This window comes from Aquabacter cavernae, from assembly GCF_003993795.1.
In the GTDB taxonomy this organism is placed as follows: Bacteria; Pseudomonadota; Alphaproteobacteria; order Rhizobiales; family Xanthobacteraceae; genus Aquabacter; species Aquabacter cavernae.
The window spans coordinates 313,783-332,820 of sequence record NZ_RWKV01000015.1 but is presented as its reverse complement, the minus strand read 5'-3'; the positions used below and the strand labels follow the sequence as shown (position 1 = coordinate 332,820).

Genomic DNA, 19,038 nt, shown 5'->3' with positions numbered 1-19,038 from the left:
CCTTTGGCAAAGAGGCCGCCGGATCGCGCGGGTCTCAGGCCCGGCACTTGTCCGGGCGAGGAGGAAACAGCGTGTCCGTCCTGAACCCGCCTCACGGGGCGATGCGGCGCGAGATCGCCACGATCTCCATCGTCAGTTCCGGCCATTTCATCAGCCATCTCCTGCAATTGTCGCTGGCCCCGCTGTTCATCGCCATGCGGGCGGACCTCGGCGTCTCCTTCACGGAGCTGGGCGTGGTGCTGTCGGTCTTCTACCTGTGCTCGGGCGGCGGGCAGGTGGTGGCGGGCGTGCTGGTGGACCGCTTCGGCGCGGATCGTCTCCTCATCGGCGGCATGATGCTGCAATCCGGCTCCATCGCCGCCATGGGCTTTGCGCCGTCCTATTTCGCCCTGTTGCCGCTCGCCGCGCTGGCGGGCTTCGGCAACAGCGTCTACCACCCGGCCGACCTTTCCATCCTGAGCCACAAGGTGAGCCCGCCGCGCCTGGGCCGGGCCTTCGCCATGCATGTGGCGGCGGGAAGCCTGGGCTATGCCGCATCCCCGCTGGTGGTAGGCTCGCTGGGTCTCGGTTTTGGCTGGCGCGTGGCGCTGACGGCCACGGGCCTTGCGTGCCTCGTCGTGGCCCTGTGCTTCCTGCTGGCCCGGCCGCTGCTGCGCCTGGAGCGGGTGGCGCACGGCACGGCGGCGGGCGAGGCGCAGCTGAGCTTCGGCGACATTCTGCGCTTGCGCGTGGTGGTGCTGGCCTTCGCCTATTTCTTCCTCACGGCGACCTGTCTTGTCGGCCTGCAGAGCTTCGGCATCACGGCGCTGCAGGAAGGGTTCGGCATGAGCGCCGCTTTCGCGGGGCTCACGCTCACCTGCTATCTCGCCGCCAATATCCTGGGCGTGCTGGCGGGGGGGCATGTGGCGGATCGCGCCACCCACCATCACCGCATCGCCATCGGCGGCCTCGCCGTCGCCTGCCTCGCGCTGCTCACCATCGGCCTCGCCAGCCTGCCGCCGGCGGGAACCTTCGCCCTCATGCTGGTGGCGGGCTGCGCCCTGGGCATCACCACGCCCGCTCGTGACGTGCTGGTGCGGCATGCGACCCCCCAGACCGCCCGGGGCAAGGTGTTCGGCCTCGTCTATTCGGGCTTCGACGTGGGCGCGCTGGCCGGGCCGGTGCTCTATGGCGCCCTGCTGGACGACCACCTGACCCATGCGGTGTTCGTGGTCGCGGCCCTGCCGCTGCTTCTGGCCATGGTGACGGTAACCGGGGTCAAGGCGCGGGGGGAAGCACCTTCCCGGGGTTGAGCAGGCCGGCAGGGTCGAGCGCGCTTTTCAGGCGGGCCATGAGGTCCAGCGCCACCTTGTCCTTGTAGAGGCCCAGCTCCTCGCGCTTGAGGACACCGATGCCGTGCTCGGCGGAAATGGAGCCGCCGAGCGACGCCACATAATCGTGCACCAGCCGGTTGAAGGGCTCCCAGCTCTCCAGGAAGGCGGCCTTGGTCATGTCCACGGGCTGGCTGAGATTGAAGTGGATGTTGCCGTCGCCCACATGGCCGAAGGCGCAGACCCGCACGCCCGGCATCTGCGCCTCGCACAGGCGCGCCGCCTCCACCATGAAGTCCGCCACCCGCGAGACCGGGACGGAGACGTCATGCTTGATGGAGCCGCCTTCGCATTTCTGCGCGTCGGACAGGTCCTCGCGCAGCCGCCAGAGCGCATCGGCCTGGGCTTCGCTCGCGGCGATCACCGCATCCTCCACTTCGCCCGCCTCGAAGGCTTCGGCCAGCACGCCTTCCGCAAGGCCCGGCAGGTCCTCCACCGCGCGGGTGGAGGTGAGTTCGGCGAGTGCATAGAAGGGGTGGTTTCCCGCCAGCGGGCGGCGATGGCCGGGCATGTGCCGCAGCACCAGCTCCATGCCGAAGGCAGGCATCATCTCGAAGCCGGTCAAAGCGTCTCCCGCGACCGCACGCAGGCGGCGCATGAGCGCGAGGACGGTGTGGGGATCGCGAACGCCCGCCAGCACCGTGGTGCGATGGCGCGGCCGGGGAAACAGGCGCAGCACCGCCGCCGTGATGACGCCCAGCGTGCCTTCGGACCCGATGAACAGGTCCTTCAGGTCGTAGCCGGTATTGTCCTTGCGCAGGCGGGACAGGCCGTTCCAGACGCGCCCGTCCGCCAGCACCACTTCGAGGCCCAGCGTCAGTTCGCGCATGTTGCCGTAGCGCAGCACGGCCGTGCCGCCCGCATTGGTGGCGAGGTTCCCGCCGATGCGGCAACTGCCTTCCGAGGCGATGGAGAGCGGAAACAGACAGCCGGCCTCTTCCGCCGCCGCCCGCGCGCCATGGAGCGTCACGCCCGCCTCGATGGTCAGGGTGAGGTCCGTGGCGTCGATGGCGCGGACCTTGTCCATGCGCTCCAGCGACAGGAGGAAGGCGCCGAACGGCACCTGCCCGCCCACGAGGCCGGTATTGCCGCCCTGCGGCACAACCGGCAGTCCGGCGTTTGCGCAGGCCGACAGGCAGAGTGCCACCTCGGCGGTGCTCGCCGGGCGCAGCACGGCCGGAGCGGTCCCGGGAAACAGGCCGCGCGGTTCGGTGAGGTAGCCGGCCTTATCCGTCGCGGCGGTGAGCACACCGTGCGGGCCCAGCACGCTGGAGAGATGGGCGATGATGGCGGCGACCTGGTCGGGCGGCAGGCTCAGCGGAGAGGGGGCGATGCTGGACATGGCCGGGAGACTGGCGGACGCATCGCGCCCGATCAAGGGGGCGCCGGGTCGCCGGGCGCGGCTTTACCCAGGTGAGTGGGACATGCGCACGGGACTGGGTGACTTATGGCCGGGCTTGTGGTGCTGTCTTCATGGAGGTGTGGCTTGCTGGGCATGTTCGCGCGGGCTCCTCTCCCAAAGCCTGCCGTTCGGAGGGATCCCGCCCCATGAAGAAGATCGCCCTGGAAGAGCATTTCATCGTCCCGTGCCTGGAGGATCGGCTGATCGAAGGCATGCCGGCGGTGACGCCCGAAGCGCAGAAGACGCTCGTGGACCTCCTGTCGGATCTGGGCGAGCGGCGCCTTGCGGCCATGGATGCAGCGGGCATCGAGGTGTCCGTGCTCTCCATCTCCGGTCCCGGCGTGCAACTGGAGCCGGATGCGTCCCGCGCCGTGGATCTGGCGCGCGAGGCCAATGACCTTCTCGCCGCAGGCGTGGCGCGCCATCCCGATCGCTACCGGGGCTTTGCCCATCTCGCCATGCAGGATGTGCGCGCCGCCACCCGCGAGCTTGAGCGCTGTGTTCGCGATCTCGGCTTCGTGGGGGCCATGGTGAACGGCCACACCCACGGCATCTATCTGGACAATCCCTGCTACGACCCGTTCTGGGAGGTGGTGCAGGACCTGGATGTGCCCTTCTACATGCACCCGGAGGATTGCTACGTCCTGCCCCATGTGCTCACGGGCGCGCCGGAACTGCGCAAGGCCACCTGGGAATGGAACATGGAGATGTCCGCCCATTTCCTGCGCATGGTTTTCTCCGGCCTGTTCGACCGCTTCCCGCGCCTGAAGATCGTGCTGGGCCACATGGGCGAAACGCTGCCTTACGTGCTCTGGCGCCTGGACAGTCGGGCCGAGTTGATCACGGGCAAGCGGCCCTTGGCGCTCAAGCCCTCGGACTATCTCAAGCGCAATCTGTTCGTGACCACCTCGGGCCAGTTCGACGACGTGCCGCTCATCGCGGCCCTCTCGGCACTCGGCACCGACAATGTGCTGTTCTCGGTGGATTATCCCTATGAGGATTCCCTCACCGGCGGGCGCTTCCTGGACACGGCCGCCATCGATGACGCCACGCGGGAAAAGGTGGCGCGGCTCAATGCCGTGCGGCTGATGAATCTGAAGATCTGAGGCTGCCGCTCAGGAGGCGGCGTCTTCCAGCGCCTTGCGCAGGGCGGCCATGTCGCCCTTCAGCCGGAAGGTCTTGACCCGCGCGGTCGCCCCGGCGGCCAAAGTCACCTGGGAGGCGGCGATACCGGCGGCGGCGGCCAGCAGCTTCGTCACGGCGGCATTGGCCGCCCCGTCCTCCGGCGCGACCCGCACCCGCACCTTCAGCACCTCGCGTCCGTCCGAAAGGGCGGCGGTGCCGTCAATGGCGTCCCGCCCGCCCTTCGGCGTCACGCGGACGCGAATCTCCAGCCCGTCCGCGCTCTCGCTCCAGAAGGGCAAGGCTCAAAACACGTAGGGGTAGATGTAGAGGCCGATCACGCGCTCGATGAAGAAGATGATCAGGATCAGCACCATGGGCGACAGATCGAGGCCGCCGAGGCTGGGCAGGATCGAGCGCAGCGGCGCCAGCACCGGCTCCGTGATGCGGTAGAGGAACTCGCCCACCGAGCGCACAAACTGGTTGTGCATGTTCACGACATTGAACGCCACCAGCCAGGACAGGATGGCGGAGGCGATGAGCACCCACACATAGAGCTGCAGGATGATCAGGATCACGTCGAGAATGGCGCGCATCAGCGAAGAATTCCTCGGCAGGACGGAGACGGTCTCGCAACGAGCCGCTCATGTGCGCACCAATAGCCAAGGCGGCATCACTTGAACAGAGCCAAGGCGTCCTGCGTGGCTGCCTGACCGTCTCACCCGGTGGTGGAATCGCCCGCATTCGGCCGGTGGGGATCGGGCAGGCTGCCGGTGCCCGGAGTCTTTTCGGGGTCCGTGAGGTGCGGCGCCGCGTGGGGCCCGGCGGCGGGAAGCGCGGGGCCGGTATCGGTGCTTCGATCCGCCCGCCGCCCCTTGTGCGGCGGCTTGGGGGCGGTGGACGGCGCCGGGTGTGCATGGGACTTGGACGTCATTTGGGTTCTCACATTCACCACTTTCGAGCTTTAACGCCGATGGTGGGTGCAAGGTTGCGTTGCGCCTGCCGCAGAGCCCGGACGCCTGCGGTGCTTGACTCCCCCGCCTGCGGCAGGCAGCTTCCGCCCGCTTTCAGGCGCGGCCAGGCGTCGTTCACCTTCAACCCCGCGGGCATCCATGCGCAGCTATTTGGACTTCGAGAAGCCGGTGGCCGAGCTGGAGGCAAAGGTCGAGGAACTGCGCGCGCTCTCCACCGGAGACGGCGTGGCCATCGCCGAGGATGTCCAGCGCCTGGAGACCAAGGCCCGCGAGGCCCTGGTGCAGCTCTATTCGAACCTGACCCCTTGGCAGAAGACGCTGGTGGCGCGCCATCCCCTGCGCCCGCACTTCTCCGACTACGCCAAGTCGCTATTCACCGACTTCACGCCGCTCGCGGGCGACCGCAAGTTCGGCGAGGACGAGGCCATCATCGGCGGCTTCGCGCGTTTCCGGGGCGAGGCGGTGTGCGTGATTGGCCATGAGAAGGGCTCCAACACCGAGTCCCGCATCCGGCACAATTTCGGCATGGCGCGTCCCGAGGGCTATCGCAAGGCGGTCCGGATCATGGAGCTGGCCGACCGGTTCCAGCTTCCCGTGGTGGCCCTGGTGGACACGGCCGGTGCCTATCCCGGCATCGGCGCCGAAGAGCGCGGGCAGGCGGAAGCCATCGCCCGCTCCATCGATGCCTGCCTCGCGCTCACCGTTCCCAATGTGGCGATGATCATTGGCGAGGGCGGGTCGGGCGGCGCCATCGCCACCGCCACCGCCAACAAGGTGCTGATGCTGGAGCACGCGGTCTATAGCGTGATCTCGCCGGAAGGGGCTGCCTCCATCCTGTGGCGCGACACCGCCAAGGCGCAGGAAGCCGCCACCAACATGAAGATCACGGCGCAGGACCTGCTGCGCTTCGGGATCGTGGACACCATCATCAAGGAGCCCACGGGCGGCGCGCATCGCGACGCGAAGGCGGCCATCGCCGCTGCCGGCGATGCCATTGCCGACGCGATGGCGAGCCTTGCGGGCATGGACGGGATCACGGTGCGCAAGGCGCGGCGGGAGAAGTTCCTCGCCATCGGCCGTACGCTCTGAGCGCTGCGCCGCACCCATTTTAAACCTTTGTTAACCATGGGCTTGCGCGGAGCTTTCGCGATGCGGCAAACGCGGTCGCATGTGCGGGAACCATCTCAACTTGGCCTCAATTGCTCGCTTCTGTGCCATGAAGCGACGGATCCTGTTCTCTTTTCCGCCGTCTTGCGGTAACCGGCCAGCAAGGGTAGAGGGTCTAATCATGTCGCTCACCGCGCCCGGAACGGACCTTGGAGTTCTGCGTTGAGCCGTCCGCTGCCTCGCTTCGCCCGCCTTCGGATCGCCGCTCTGGCCACTGTCGCCGCCTTGGCGCTGGCTGGGTGCAATGCCGGATCCAACGACATTTCCGCCCGCGCCCGGCAGCCTCTGTCCTCCAAGACCGTGGCGCTGATCGAGGAAAAGGGCATGTCGACCCAGAGCCCGATCCTGGTGCGCATCTACAAGCAGGAAGCGGAGCTGGAGGTCTGGAAGGAAAAGCGCAACGGCGAGTATGCGCTGCTCAAGACCTATCCCATCTGCCGCTGGTCCGGTGATCTCGGCCCCAAGGTGAAGATCGGCGACCGCCAGGCGCCCGAGGGCTTCTATACGATCACGCCGGGCCAGATGAACCCGAACTCGAGCTATTATCTCTCCTTCAATCTCGGCTTCCCCAACGCCTATGACCGCTCCTATGGGCGCACCGGCGAATTCCTCATGGTGCACGGCGACTGTTCGTCCGCCGGCTGCTACGCCATGACGGACGAGCAGGTGGCCGAGCTGTACGCCCTGGGACGCGAGGCGTTCGAGGGGGGGCAGAAGGCATTCCAGGTGCAGGCCCTGCCGTTCCGCATGACGGCCACCAACCTCGCCAAGCACCGCAACAATCCCGCCATGCCCTTCTGGAAGAACCTGAAGGAAGGGACGGACGCCTTCGACGTGTCGCATCGCGAGCCGAAGGTGAATGTCTGCAATCGGCGCTACGTGTTCAACGCCACGCCGGACGGCGGCCGCGGCTTCGACGCCAACCTGCCGTGCCCTTCTTATACGGTGGCGCCCGACGTGGCGCAGGCGGTGTTCAACAAGCAGCACGGGGACGATGCCAGGGTCGCCGAGATCATCGGCTCGACCCCCATGGCGCCCAGCCGGGCGGGCATAGATGGTGGCATGCACCCCATTTTCCTGGCGAATTTCAAGGAACAGAACCCGGCCTACCAGGACGGCCCCATCGTCGCCGCGGCGCCTGCGCCGGGCACGATTCCCAAGACCACCCGGCCCCCGCGGGTCCAGGATGACGGCTTCACGCCTATCGGCGCCGTGGCCTCCTCTGGCACGCTGGCGTCCTCGGGCACCGCGACGCTGCTGTCGGTGGCGCAGACCAACCCCGCTGCGCCCCAGGCGGCCGCGCCTGCCGCTCCCCTGGGGCAGCAGACGGCCAGCCTGTCGGCCTCGGCGGCTGCTGCGGCTTCGACCCTCTCCGGCGCCAATGGCATCCTGCCCTCCGCCGGTTTCGGGGCGACGCGCTAAGTCGTTTCAGCCTGTGATCGATGGGTCCCCTTCCCCTCGCGGAAGGGCGAACAGGCCTGAGTGCGGGCCCGAATTCCGCGGTGTTACCCTAAAACCGTGAGATGCTCTCAAGCGTTCTACGGTCGTGCTCTCGGGCTCATGACCGTGAGGCATCTCCACGGGAGGGGGTGTCTTCGCGCGCCGTCTATCCCCATCGCGCCCCCTGTGCAGGAAAAACGGGGACCGGCCGGGCCGCGCGTTTGACGCCGTCTCCGCGCAACAAAAAACCGCATCCGGCGGACATCCGGATGCGGTTTCTTCGGTCGGAGGACGTGCCGGTCGGAAGCCTCAGGCGAAGCGGCCGTGGCAGTGCTTGAACTTCTTGCCGGAGCCGCACGGGCAATTCTCGTTGCGGCCCACCTTGCCCCAGGTGGAGGCATCGTTGGGGTCGCGCTCCGCGACCGCCACGTCGCCGGCAATGGCCGGCACCGGGCGCGAGCCGATGGCGGCGCCTGCGGAGGCCATCTCGTCCTCGCCCGTGGTGGCGTTGATATGGTGCGCTTCCATGGGCGGAAGCTCTTCCATGGGCGGCGGGGAGGTGACGATCTCAACCCGCATGAGCTGCGAGGTGACGATCTCCCGCAGACGCCCCAGCAGGGCGGCGAAGAGCTGGAAGGCCTCGGACTTGTACTCGTTCAGCGGGTCGCGCTGGGCATAGCCGCGCAGGCCCACCACCTGACGCAGATGGTCCAGCATGGCGATGTGCTCGCGCCAGAGATGATCCAGCGTCTGGAGCAGGACGGACTTCTCCACATAGCGCATCAGTTCCGGGCCGTACCGGGCGCTCTTGGAGGCCATCCACTCGTCGGCGCGCTGGATGATGCGCTGGGTGACTTCCTCGGAGCCGATGCCCTCTTCCTTCGCCCACTCCTCCACGGGAAGGGCAAGGGTGAGCACGTCGCGCACCGCGAAGTCGAGGCCCGGCAGGTCCCACTGTTCGGGATAGGAATTGACCGGGATGTATTTGGCCACGAGGTCGGTGATGACCGAGTGGCGCATGTCCTCCACGGTCTCCGCGACATCCTCGTCATTCATCAGCTCAAGGCGCTGCTCGAACACGACCTTGCGCTGGTCATTCAGCACGTCGTCATATTTCAGCAGGTTCTTGCGGATGTCGTAGTTGCGCGCCTCGACCTTCTGCTGCGCCTTTTCCAGCGCCTTGTTGATCCAGGGATGGATGATGGCCTCGCCGTCCTTCAGGCCGAGGCGCTGCAGCATGCCGTCGAGCCGGTCCGACCCGAAGATGCGCATCAAGTCGTCGTCGAGGGAGAGGAAGAACTTGGAATGGCCGGGGTCGCCCTGGCGGCCGGAGCGGCCGCGGAGCTGGTTGTCGATGCGCCGGCTTTCGTGGCGCTCGGTGCCGATGACCATGAGGCCGCCGGCTTCCAGCGCCTTCTTCTTCAGCGCGCCGATATCCTCACGGATCGCGGCCTCCCTCGCAGGACGCTCGGGGGCGTCCTCGGCCAGGTCGGGCAATTCCTGGGAAATGCGCATGTCGGCATTGCCGCCGAGCTGGATGTCGGTGCCGCGGCCCGCCATGTTGGTGGCGATGGTGACCGCGCCGGGCACGCCGGCCTGGGCGACGATATAGGCTTCCTGCTCGTGGTAGCGGGCGTTCAGCACCGCGAAATTCTTGCCCGCCATATGGCCGGTGAAGGCCTCGGGGTCCGAGAAGTCCTTCTGCTTGAAGCCCGCGACGCGCAGGCGCTCCGCCAGCATCTCCGACTTCTCGATGGAGGTGGTGCCCACCAGGACGGGCTGCGCGCGCGCGTGCGCCTCGTCGATGAGCTTGATGATGGCGTCGAACTTCTCCTGCGTCGTGCGATAGACCTCGTCATCGTCGTCGATGCGGGACACGGACAGGTTGGTGGGGATCTCCACCACTTCGAGCTTGTAGATGTCGGAGAATTCCGCCGCCTCGGTGGAAGCGGTGCCGGTCATGCCGGCGAGCTTCTGGTAGAGGCGGAAATAATTCTGGAAGGTGATGGAGGCGAGCGTCTGGTTCTCCGGCTGGACGGCGACGTGCTCCTTCGCCTCCAGGGCCTGGTGAAGGCCTTCCGAATACCGCCGGCCGGGCATCATGCGGCCGGTGAACTCGTCGATGATCACCACTTCGTTGTTGCGGACGATATAGTCCTTGTCGCGCTGGAACAGGGTGTGGGCCCGCAGCGCCTGGTTCACATGGTGAACCACCGAGACGTTCTCGATGTCGTAGAGCGAGTCGGACTTCAGCAGGCCCGCCGCGCTGAGCGTCTGCTCCATCTTCTCCATGCCCTCTTCGGTGAGGGCCACGGAGCGCTGCTTCTCGTCCACCTCGTAGTCGCTCTTGGCGAGGCCGGGAATGTAGGTGTCGATGGTGTTGTAGAATTCGGAACGGTCTTCCAGCGGGCCGGAAATGATGAGGGGCGTGCGCGCCTCGTCCACCAGGATGGAGTCCACCTCGTCCACGATGGCGAAGAAGTGCGGCCGCTGCACCATGTGGGCGCGGTCATACTTCATGTTGTCGCGCAGATAGTCGAAGCCCAGCTCGTTATTGGTGGCGTAGGTGACATCGCATTCGTAGGCCATGCGGCGCTGCTCGTCGTCCAGGCCATGCACGATGATGCCGGTGGACAGGCCGAGGAAGCGGTAGATGCGGGCCATCCATTCCGCGTCGCGCTTGGCGAGGTAGTCGTTCACCGTCACCACATGCACGCCCTTGCCGGCGAGCGCGTTGAGATAGACCGGGGCGGTGGCCACCAGGGTCTTGCCCTCGCCGGTGCGCATTTCGGCGATGCCGCCGTCATGCAGCACCATGCCGCCGATGAGCTGCACATCGAAATGGCGCAGGCCGAGCACGCGCTTGGAGGCCTCGCGCACCGTGGCGAAGGCGGGGACGAGCAGGTCGTCCAGGCTCTTGCCCGCGGCGAACTCGGCCCGGAATTGTTCGGTGCGCGCGCGCAGCGCGTCGTCGCTCAGGGCCGAAAGCTCCGGCTCCAGGGCATTGATGGCCTGGACCGTGGGGCGGTAGCCTTTGACCCTGCGGTCATTGGCCGAACCGAACAGCTTCCGAGCAAGTCCGCCAAGCATGGTTTAATGTCTCTATCCGTTCCGTCGCCATATCGGGATGCGCGTGGACGGCCACCGCGCTTCCGGGCCGAGGACGCCCCCCCCAACGACGCCTTCAATGCGGCGCTACCAAGTCCGAACCGGGTTCCGGACGCATTCCGCAGGCGTTTCAAACGAGCGAATGCGCGGGGTCGGCACCAGCACCAAGGGGCTTCTGCCGGCCTGGGCCCGCGGGCGGCTTGGTGGGGAGACACCGCTCTGCCGGAGGGAGACTTATGAACGGTACCCGGCCTTGTCAATGATCGCGCCCGTCCTCTCGCAAGGGGAGGCGGGCCGCAAAGGCGGGAAAGGGTCGGTCTGTGTCATGGACAGCCCGTTGTGCGCTGCGTAGTATCCGCCCGACTTCGACGGTCGGGGGATGGGCATGACCGGGGTGATTAGTGTTCGTGGCGTTGCCGGTTTCGCATCCTGGGGACGGCGCGGAGCCGTTGCCGCGTGCGCCACAGCTGCGCTTGCGCTGGCGGGATGCGAGGAAAAGAACACCTATGTCGCGCCGCCACCGCCCACGGTGACCGTCGCCCCGGCGCCCGAGCAGCCGGTGACGCGCTTCCTGGAACTGACCGGCAACACGGCCTCCATCAATACGGTGGACCTGAATGCCCGCGTGCAGGGCTTCCTGACCGACATTAAATATAAGGACGGCGCGCTGGTGAAGAAGGGCACGGTGCTCTTCGTCATCGAGCAGGACCAGTACAAGGCGGACGTGGCCCAGGCCCAGGCCGTGCTCGCGGCCAACCAGGCGCTGCAGGTCCAGGCCGAGGCCGAGTACAACCGGCAGAATCAGCTCGCCAAGCAGGACTTCGCCTCCCAGGCGACCCTCGACCAGGCCCGCGCCAAGCGCGACCAGGCGGTGGCCAATGTGCAGAACGCACAGGCGAGCCTGGACCTCGCCAAGATCAATCTCGGCTACACCGAGGTCACCGCGCCCTTCGACGGCGTCGTGACCGCCCATCTTCAGGATGTGGGCGCGCTGGTGGGCTATGGCAGCCCCACCAAGCTTGCCACCATCGTGGAGGTGAGCCCCATCTATGTGTGGTTCTCCCTCTCCGAGACCCAGGTCCTGAACATCAAGCAGGCGCTGGCCCAGCGGGGGCGCAGCCTCCAGGCGGTGTCTGAGAATGTCGGCGACATCCCGGTGGAGATCGGCCTCCAGACCGAGACCGGCTATCCCCACGTAGGCAAGCTCGACTACATCTCTCCCCAGGTGGACCCCAATCTCGGCACCCTCACGGTGCGGGCCATCTTCGAGAACAAGGACCTCGCGCTTCTGCCGGGCCTGTTCGTCCGCATCCGCCTGCCGCTCGGCCCGGCCCAGCCCACCGTGGTGGTGAACGACACCGCGATCGGCACCAACCAGACCGGCTCCTATGTGCTGGTTGTGGATACCGACAATTCGGTCAAGCAGGTCCAGGTGAAGATGGGCCAGCTCCAGGACAAGGGGCTGCGGGCCCTCAATAGCGGCCTCACCGCCGGCCAGAACGTGGTGGTGAACGGCCTGCAGCGCGCCATTCCGGGCTCGAAGGTCACGGTGGAGACCACCACCATGACCGGCACCGAGGCCCCCAAGGCGCCCATCGGTTCGCCGCCGCCCGAGCAGAAGTCCGGAACGCCCGCTGCTTCGGGCGCGAAGAACTAATTATCGGTCCCTCGAAACGTTAGGCGACGACCATGATCTCGCGCTTTTTCATCGAGCGGCCGGTACTGGCGAATGTGCTCGCCCTGCTGTTCGTTCTCATCGGCGCGGTCTGCCTGATCCGCCTTCCGGTGGCGCAGTATCCCAATATCGTGCCGCCCACGGTGACGGTGACCACCTCCTATCCGGGCGCCAGCGCAAAGACCATGGTGGATACCGTGGCGCTGCCCATCGAGGAGCAGGTCAACGGCGTCCAGGGCATGCTCTACATGCAGTCGTGGAGCGCGGCGGACGGCACCTATACGCTGGTCGTCACCTTCGACATCGGCACCGATCCGAACATGGCGCAGGTTCTGGTGCAGAACCGCGTCTCCATCGCCATGGCCTCGCTGCCCCAGGCGGTGCAGGTGCAGGGCGTGTCGGTGTTCCAGAAGGGCACGTCCATCCTGGAATTCGTGACCCTCACCTCGCCGGACGGGCGCTATGACGGCCTGTTCCTGTCCAACTATGCGGGCATCTATGTCCAGAACGAGCTGGCGCGCCTGCCGGGCGTCGGCAACGTGGTGGTGTTCGGCGCGGGCAGCTATGCCATGCGCATCTGGATGGATGCGGACAAGATGCAGGCTTTCGGCCTGACGCCGTCCGAGGTCATCAACGCCATCCAGGGCCAGAGCCAGGAAGTGACGGCGGGACAGGTGGGCGCGCCGCCCGCGCCCAGCGGCACGGGCTTCCAATACACCGTCAACATCCAGGGCCGCCTCAACGACGCGCCCGACTATGAGAACATCATCGTCAAGGTGGACAACCAGAATGGCGGCCGGATCGTGCGGATCCGCGACATCGGCCGCGTGGAACTGGGCGCCCAGAGCTATTCCAAGATCTTCACCCAGGACAACAAGGCCGCCACCGGCATCGGCATCTTCCAGCTTCCCGAGGCCAACGCCCTCGACGTGGCGGATGCGGTCGAGAAGAAGATGGAGCAGCTCTCCAAGTCGTTCCCGGAGGGCGTGAAGTACCAGATCCCCTTCAACACCACCTTGTTCGTCACCGCCTCCATCGACGAGGTCTACAAGACCCTGTTCGAGGCGGGCATCCTGGTGCTCGTGGTCATCATGCTGTTCCTGCAGGACTGGCGCGCCACGCTGGTTCCCGCGACCACGGTGCCGGTGACCATTATCGGCGCCTTCGCCGCCATGGCGGCCATGGGCTTCACGGTGAACCTGTCCACGCTGTTCGCCCTCATCCTCGCCATCGGCATCGTGGTGGACGACGCCATCGTGATCGTGGAAGGCGTGGCGCGGCATATCGAGGAGGGGATGGACGGCCAGTCCGCGGCCGAGAAGGCCATGGACGAACTGTTCGGCCCGGTCATCGGCATCACGCTGGTGCTGATGTCGGTCTTCCTGCCGGCCTCCTTCATACCCGGGCTAACCGGGGAGATGTTCAAGCAGTTCGCGCTGGTCATCGCGGCGACGGCCTTCATCTCGGCCATCAATGCGGCGACCCTGAAGCCGACCCAGTGCGCCCTGTGGCTGCGCAAGCCGGTGCCCAACGACAAGAAGAACGCCTTCTATCGCGGCTTCAACGCCGTCTATGACAAGTGCGAGCACTGGTATGCGGGCCTCATCAGCCGCATGGTGCACCATTCCAAGCTCATGGTTCTGGTGGCCATCGGCCTCATGACGCTCGCCGGCTGGGGTCTCGCGCGCCTGCCCACCTCGTTCCTGCCCATCGAGGACCAGGGATATGTGGTGCTGGCGGTCCAGCTTCCCGATGCCGCCTCCGCCGAGCGCACCTCCAAGGTGGTGGCGCAGGTGGCGGATATCGCCCTGAAGGTTCCCGGCGTCGCCACGACGCTCGGCATCACCGGCATCTCCGTGCTGGACAACAATGCCACGCTTGCCAATGCCGGCGTGATCTACGTGCCCTTCAAGAGCTGGGACGAGCGCGGCCAGCACAAGGGACAGGACCTGCTGTCCATCTACATGACCATGAACCGCGAGTTCGCCAAGATCCAGGAAGCGCAGGTCGCGGTGCTGGTGCCGCCGGCGATCCAGGGCATCGGCAACGCCTCCGGCTTCACCATGCAGCCGCAGATCCGCGACGGCAATTTCGACTACAGCCTGCTGCAGAACGTCACGGACGAGATCATCCGCAAGGGCAACGAGCAGAAGGCGCTCTCGCACCTGTCCACTTCGTTCCGCGCCTCGGCGCCCCAGCTCCAGGTGGACGTGAACCGCGTGAAGGCCGAGACGCTGGGCATCAGCGTCAATCAGGTCTTCACCACCATTTCCAGCTATGTGGGATCGAGCTACGTCACGCAGATCAACAAGTTCGGCAACGTCTTCCAGGTCTATGTCCAGGCCGAGGCCAAGTCGCGCCTGCTGCCCACGGACCTGCAGAACCTGAAGGTGAAGAGCGCCCAGGGCACCATGGTGCCCCTCGGCACGCTCATCGACGTGCGGATCGTGCCAGGCGCCCCGCTCATCTCGCTCTACAATCTCTACCCCTCGGCCACCATCGTGGGCGTGAACTCCCCGGGCTTCTCCTCCGGCCAGGCGCTGGACCTCATGGCACAGATCGCGGAGGCCACGCTGCCGCCGGGCATGGGCTTCGAGTGGACGGCCATGTCCTACCAGGAGAACCAGGTGGGCTCGCAGATGTACTACGTCTTCGGCCTCGCCATCCTGCTGGTCTACATGGTTCTGGCCGGACAGTATGAGAGCTGGATCCAGCCGCTGGCGGTGATCCTGGCGGTGCCGCTGGCGCTGCTGGGCACGGTGGCTGCGCTCATGGCGGTGGGGGCGGCGAACAACCTCTACACCCAGATCGGCCTCGTCCTGCTGATCGCGCTCGCCTCGAAGAACGCCATCCTCATCGTGGAATATGCCCGCGAGAAACGGGCGGAGGGCATGGAGATCACGGATGCGGCGGTGGAGGCGGCACGCCTTCGGTTCCGCCCCATTCTCATGACCTCCTTCGCCTTCATCCTCGGCGTGCTGCCGCTGGTGTTCGCTACGGGCGCCGGCGCCAACTCCCGCAAGTCCATCGGCATCGCCGTGGTCTCGGGCATGCTCGCGTCCACCTGTCTGGCGGTCCTGTTCGTGCCGTCCTTCTATGCGGTGCTCCAGCGCTTCGAGGAGAAGGTGCTGGGTCGCAAGCCGAAAACGCACGGTCCCGCCGGCTCCGCGCCCGGCGGACATGCGCCCTCGGGCCCGGCGGAGCCGGCGTCCGTCTGATGTTCCGCGGCCCGCCCTCCGGGGCGGGCCGTCGCGTCTCCGGCGGTGTTACCGTGCCTCCAATTATGGCACTGAGCCGCAAACTGATGCTTCCGTGGCCGCAACCCCTTGTCTAACCTTGGGCGAAGCCTGCCCACCCGCACCGGTGCCTGCCAATGCCCATTCTTGCCAGCCTACACCACGTTACCAGCTACACGTATGATCGGCCGATCGCCCTCGGCCCGCAGATCATCCGCCTGCGCCCGGCGCCGCACAGCCGCACCGAGATTCCCGCCTATTCGCTGCGGATCTCGCCGTCCGAGCATTTCATCAACTGGCAGCAGGACCCGTTCGGCAACTGGCAGGCGCGCGTCGTCTTCCCGGAGCGCACCACCGCGTTCAAGGTGGAAGTGGACCTGCTGGCGAGCCTCGCCGTCACCAACCCCTTCGACTTCTTCATCGAGGACGCCGCCGAGCATTTCCCCTTCGCCTATTCGGCCGAGGTGAAGAGCGAGCTGGCGCCCTATCTGGAGCTGGACGACAGCGGGCCGCTGCTGGATGCGTTCGTGGCGGGCGTCTCCCGCGAGAAGCGCCGCACCGTGGACTTCCTGGTGGAGCTGAACCTCGCCATCCAGAGCAAGGTCGGCTATGTCATCCGCATGGAGCCGGGCGTTCAGACCCCGGACAAGACGCTGGGCTCGGCGCTGGGCTCGTGCCGCGATTCCGGCTGGCTGCTGGTGCAGGTGCTGCGCCGCCTCGGCCTCGCCGCCCGCTTCGTCTCCGGCTACCTCATCCAGCTGAAGCCCGACGTGAAGTCCCTGGACGGCCCGTCCGGCACCGACGTGGACTTCACCGACCTGCACGCCTGGGCCGAAGTCTATCTGCCCGGCGCGGGCTGGATCGGCCTCGACGCCACGTCCGGCCTGCTGTGCGGCGAGGGACACATTCCTCTGGCGGCAACCCCGCACTACAGCTCCGCGGCCCCCATCACCGGGCTGGTCGAGCCCGCCGAGGTCGAGTTCGACTTTGAAATGACGGTGACCCGCGTCGCCGAGGCGCCCCGCGTGACGCTGCCCTTCTCCGATGAGAGCTGGGCCTCGCTTGATGCGCTGGGCGAGAAGGTGGACCGGGATCTCAGCGCCAATGACGTGCGCCTCACCATGGGCGGCGAGCCGACCTTCGTCTCCATCGACGATTACGAGGGCGCGGAGTGGAACACCGCCGCGCTCGGCCCCACCAAGCGTGGCCGCGCGGACGAACTGATCCGCCGCCTGCGCCGCCACTTCGCGCCGGGCGGCGTGCTGCATTTCGGCCAGGGCAAGTGGTATCCCGGCGAACCCCTGCCGCGCTGGAGCTTCGGCCTGTTCTGGCGCAAGGACGGAAAGACCATCTGGTCGGACGAGGCGCTGATCGCGGACGAAACGCGCGACTACGGCGTCGGCCCTGACGATGCGAAGCGCTTCGCCACTGCGCTGGCCGAGCGCCTGGGCCTCGGCCCGCAATATGTGCACCCGGCCTATGAGGACATTGCCCACTTCCTGCTGAAGGAAGCCAAGCTGCCGGAAAACCTGCAGCCTGGGGACAAGAGGCTGGAAGACCCCGAGGCGCGCCTCACCCTGGCCAAGGCCATCACCTCCGGCATGTTGGCGCCGCGCGGCTTTGTCATTCCCGTGCAGCGGCTGAACGCCAATGCCGGCAGCGGCTGGCTGAGCGAAGTGTGGAGCTTCCGCCGCGACCACCTGTTCCTGGTGCCCGGCGACAGCCCCATCGGCTTCCGCCTGCCGCTGGATTCGCTGCCCTACCTGCCCCCCATCCTCTATCCCCACTCCATCCCGGCGGACCCGATGGAGGAGCGCGGCCCGCTCCCGGATCCGGACGCGACGGCGCAGGGCTATGAGCGCAATCCCGAAACCGGCCATGTGCCGGCCGCCCAGCGGGCCCGCGAGATCCTGGCCGACTATATGGCCCGCGTGCCGGACCCGATCGCGCGCGCGGTGCGCACCGCCGTTTCCATCGAGGCGCGGGATGGACGCATCTGCGTGTTCATGCCGCCGTGCGAGGTGCTGGAAGACTATCTCGACTTCCTCGCGGCCGTCGAAGCGGTGGCCGCCGAGCTGAAGATGCCGGTGCACCTGGAAGGCTATCCGCCGCCGTTCGATCCGCGCATGCGGGTGATCGGCGTCGCCGCCGACCCCGGCGTGCTGGAAGTGAACGTGCATCCTGCCGCCACCTGGAGGGATTGCGTGGAGACCACACGCATCCTCTATGAGGAAGCGCGGCAGTCGCGCCTCGGCACTGAAAAGTTCATGACGGACGGGCGCCACACCGGCACCGGCGGCGGCAACCACGTGGTGGTGGGCGGGGCGACCCCTGCCGACAGCCCCTTCATCCGCCGCCCGGACCTGCTCAAGAGCCTGATCCTGTTCTGGCAGCGCCATCCCTCGCTGTCCTACCTGTTCTCGGGCCTGTTCATCGGCCCGACCTCCCAGCACCCCCGCATCGACGAGGCGCGCCACGACAGCCTGTATGAGCTGGAGATCGCGCTTTCCAAGATCCCGCAGCCGGGAACGGATCTGCCGCCGCAGCCGTGGCTGGTGGACCGTCTGCTGCGCAACATCCTCATCGACGTTACCGGCTCGACCCACCGCACCGAAATCTCCATCGACAAGTTCTATTCGCCGGACGGGCCCACGGGCCGGCTTGGGCTGGTGGAGTTCCGCTGCTTCGAGATGCCGCCGGATTGGCGCATGAGCCTTGCCCAGCAATTGCTGCTGCGGGCGCTCATCGCCATGCTGTGGCGCAAGCCTTTGCAGGGCAATTGCGTGCGCTGGGGCACCACCCTCAACGACCGCTTCATGCTGCCGCATTATGCGTGGGCGGACTTCGAGGATGTGCTCGCCGACCTCGCGGAGGCCGGCTACGAATTCGATCCGCTGTGGTTCAAGGCGCAGTTCGAGTTCCGCTTCCCGGCCTATGGCAAGATCCAGCGCGCGGGCGTGGATATCGAGTTGCGCGGCGCCCTGGAGCCCTGGCATGTGCTGGGCGAAGAGGGGGCCGTCGGGGGCACGGTGCGCTACGTGGATTCGTCCGTCGAGCGCGTCCAGGTGAAGGTGGAAGGGTTCAACCCGACCCGTTATGTGATGACCTGCAATGGTCGTCGCATCCCCATGGCGCCAACCGGGCGCAACGGCACCTTCGTCGGTGGCGTGCGCTATAAGGCCTGGCAGCCGCCGAACGGCCTCCACCCCACCATTCCCGTGCACACGCCGCTCACCTTCGATCTGATCGATACGTGGAGCGGGCGCTCGCGCGGCGGCTGCGTCTATCATGTGGCGCATCCCGGTGGACGCAACTACGACACCTATCCGGTCAATTCCTACGAGGCGGAGGCGCGCCGGCTTGCGCGCTTCCAGGCGCACGGCCACACGCCGGGCGTGCCCCATGTGCCGGACGAGCGCGCGCCGGACGAGTTCCCCACCACGCTCGACCTGCGTCGTCCCGTGGGAATCTGAGATCGCGCGTCCAGTTTGGAAAAAGTTGCTTTTCCTGTCGCAGGATCACGGGTCTAATGACCCGTGGTCCG

At 66.8% G+C, this 19,038-nt stretch carries 12 protein-coding genes; 7 read left to right on the top strand and 5 right to left on the bottom strand.

Translation table 11 applies throughout. From position 1 onward, the window contains the following. Positions 1-71: 71 nt before the first annotated feature. A complete protein-coding gene (locus EJJ38_RS14900) occupies positions 72-1,292 on the top strand; it encodes an MFS transporter (RefSeq protein ID WP_127090906.1) in 1,221 nt (406 codons plus the stop codon). Here EJJ38_RS14900 and EJJ38_RS14895 read toward each other — a convergent pair. Continuing rightward, a complete protein-coding gene (locus tag EJJ38_RS14895; protein WP_127090905.1) occupies positions 1,258-2,712 on the bottom strand; it encodes an FAD-binding oxidoreductase in 1,455 nt (484 codons plus the stop codon). The genes EJJ38_RS14900 and EJJ38_RS14895 overlap by 35 nt on opposite strands. 206 nt (positions 2,713-2,918) lie before the next feature. Between EJJ38_RS14895 and EJJ38_RS14890 the strand changes: the two genes are divergently transcribed. Further along, on the top strand, positions 2,919-3,878 hold the full coding sequence (locus tag EJJ38_RS14890; RefSeq protein WP_164738523.1) for an amidohydrolase family protein: 960 nt from the start codon (positions 2,919-2,921) through the stop codon (positions 3,876-3,878). Positions 3,879-3,887: 9 nt separating this feature from the next. On the opposite strand, the gene EJJ38_RS14885 is transcribed toward EJJ38_RS14890, so the two are convergent. The 3 genes from EJJ38_RS14885 to EJJ38_RS14875 all read right to left on the bottom strand — a co-directional run bounded on the left by EJJ38_RS14885 (position 3,888) and on the right by EJJ38_RS14875 (position 4,828). Continuing rightward, complete coding sequence (locus EJJ38_RS14885) at positions 3,888-4,196, bottom strand: DUF167 family protein (protein ID WP_127090903.1); 309 nt, start codon at positions 4,194-4,196, stop codon at positions 3,888-3,890. Between the two features lie 3 nt (positions 4,197-4,199). Next, positions 4,200-4,490: a YggT family protein gene (locus tag EJJ38_RS14880; protein ID WP_127090902.1), complete on the bottom strand. Its 291-nt coding sequence runs from the start codon at positions 4,488-4,490 to the stop codon at positions 4,200-4,202. Positions 4,491-4,612: 122 nt separating this feature from the next. After that, positions 4,613-4,828 carry a hypothetical protein gene (locus EJJ38_RS14875; protein ID WP_127090901.1) on the bottom strand — a complete coding sequence of 72 codons (216 nt, stop codon included), beginning with the start codon at positions 4,826-4,828 and terminating at the stop codon, positions 4,613-4,615. A 178-nt stretch (positions 4,829-5,006) separates the two neighbouring features. Here EJJ38_RS14875 and EJJ38_RS14870 point away from each other — a divergent pair, with 178 nt between their 5' ends. Together EJJ38_RS14870 and EJJ38_RS14865 are read left to right on the top strand one after the other, a co-directional pair. Then, the gene (locus EJJ38_RS14870; protein WP_127090900.1) at positions 5,007-5,957 is read left to right on the top strand and encodes an acetyl-CoA carboxylase carboxyltransferase subunit alpha; all 951 of its coding nucleotides are present in this window, start codon (positions 5,007-5,009) and stop codon (positions 5,955-5,957) included. A 240-nt stretch (positions 5,958-6,197) separates the two neighbouring features. Then, positions 6,198-7,457 (top strand): L,D-transpeptidase family protein, encoded by a 1,260-nt coding sequence (locus tag EJJ38_RS14865; RefSeq protein ID WP_127090899.1) that lies wholly within the window; start codon positions 6,198-6,200, stop codon positions 7,455-7,457. Between the two features lie 327 nt (positions 7,458-7,784). Here the strand turns inward: EJJ38_RS14865 and secA are convergent, their stop codons facing one another. Beyond that, on the bottom strand, positions 7,785-10,565 hold the full coding sequence (gene secA / locus EJJ38_RS14860; protein ID WP_127090898.1) for a preprotein translocase subunit SecA: 2,781 nt from the start codon (positions 10,563-10,565) through the stop codon (positions 7,785-7,787). A 403-nt stretch (positions 10,566-10,968) separates the two neighbouring features. Here secA and EJJ38_RS14855 point away from each other — a divergent pair, with 403 nt between their 5' ends. From EJJ38_RS14855 to EJJ38_RS14845, 3 genes are all read left to right on the top strand, one after another. Then, positions 10,969-12,240, top strand: coding sequence for an efflux RND transporter periplasmic adaptor subunit (locus tag EJJ38_RS14855; protein WP_127090897.1), 1,272 nt, complete (start codon positions 10,969-10,971; stop codon positions 12,238-12,240). A gap of 32 nt (positions 12,241-12,272) precedes the next feature. Continuing rightward, a complete protein-coding gene (locus tag EJJ38_RS14850; protein WP_127090896.1) occupies positions 12,273-15,476 on the top strand; it encodes an efflux RND transporter permease subunit in 3,204 nt (1,067 codons plus the stop codon). Between the two features lie 155 nt (positions 15,477-15,631). Next, positions 15,632-18,967: a transglutaminase family protein gene (locus EJJ38_RS14845; RefSeq protein WP_127090895.1), complete on the top strand. Its 3,336-nt coding sequence runs from the start codon at positions 15,632-15,634 to the stop codon at positions 18,965-18,967. Positions 18,968-19,038 lie beyond the last annotated feature (71 nt).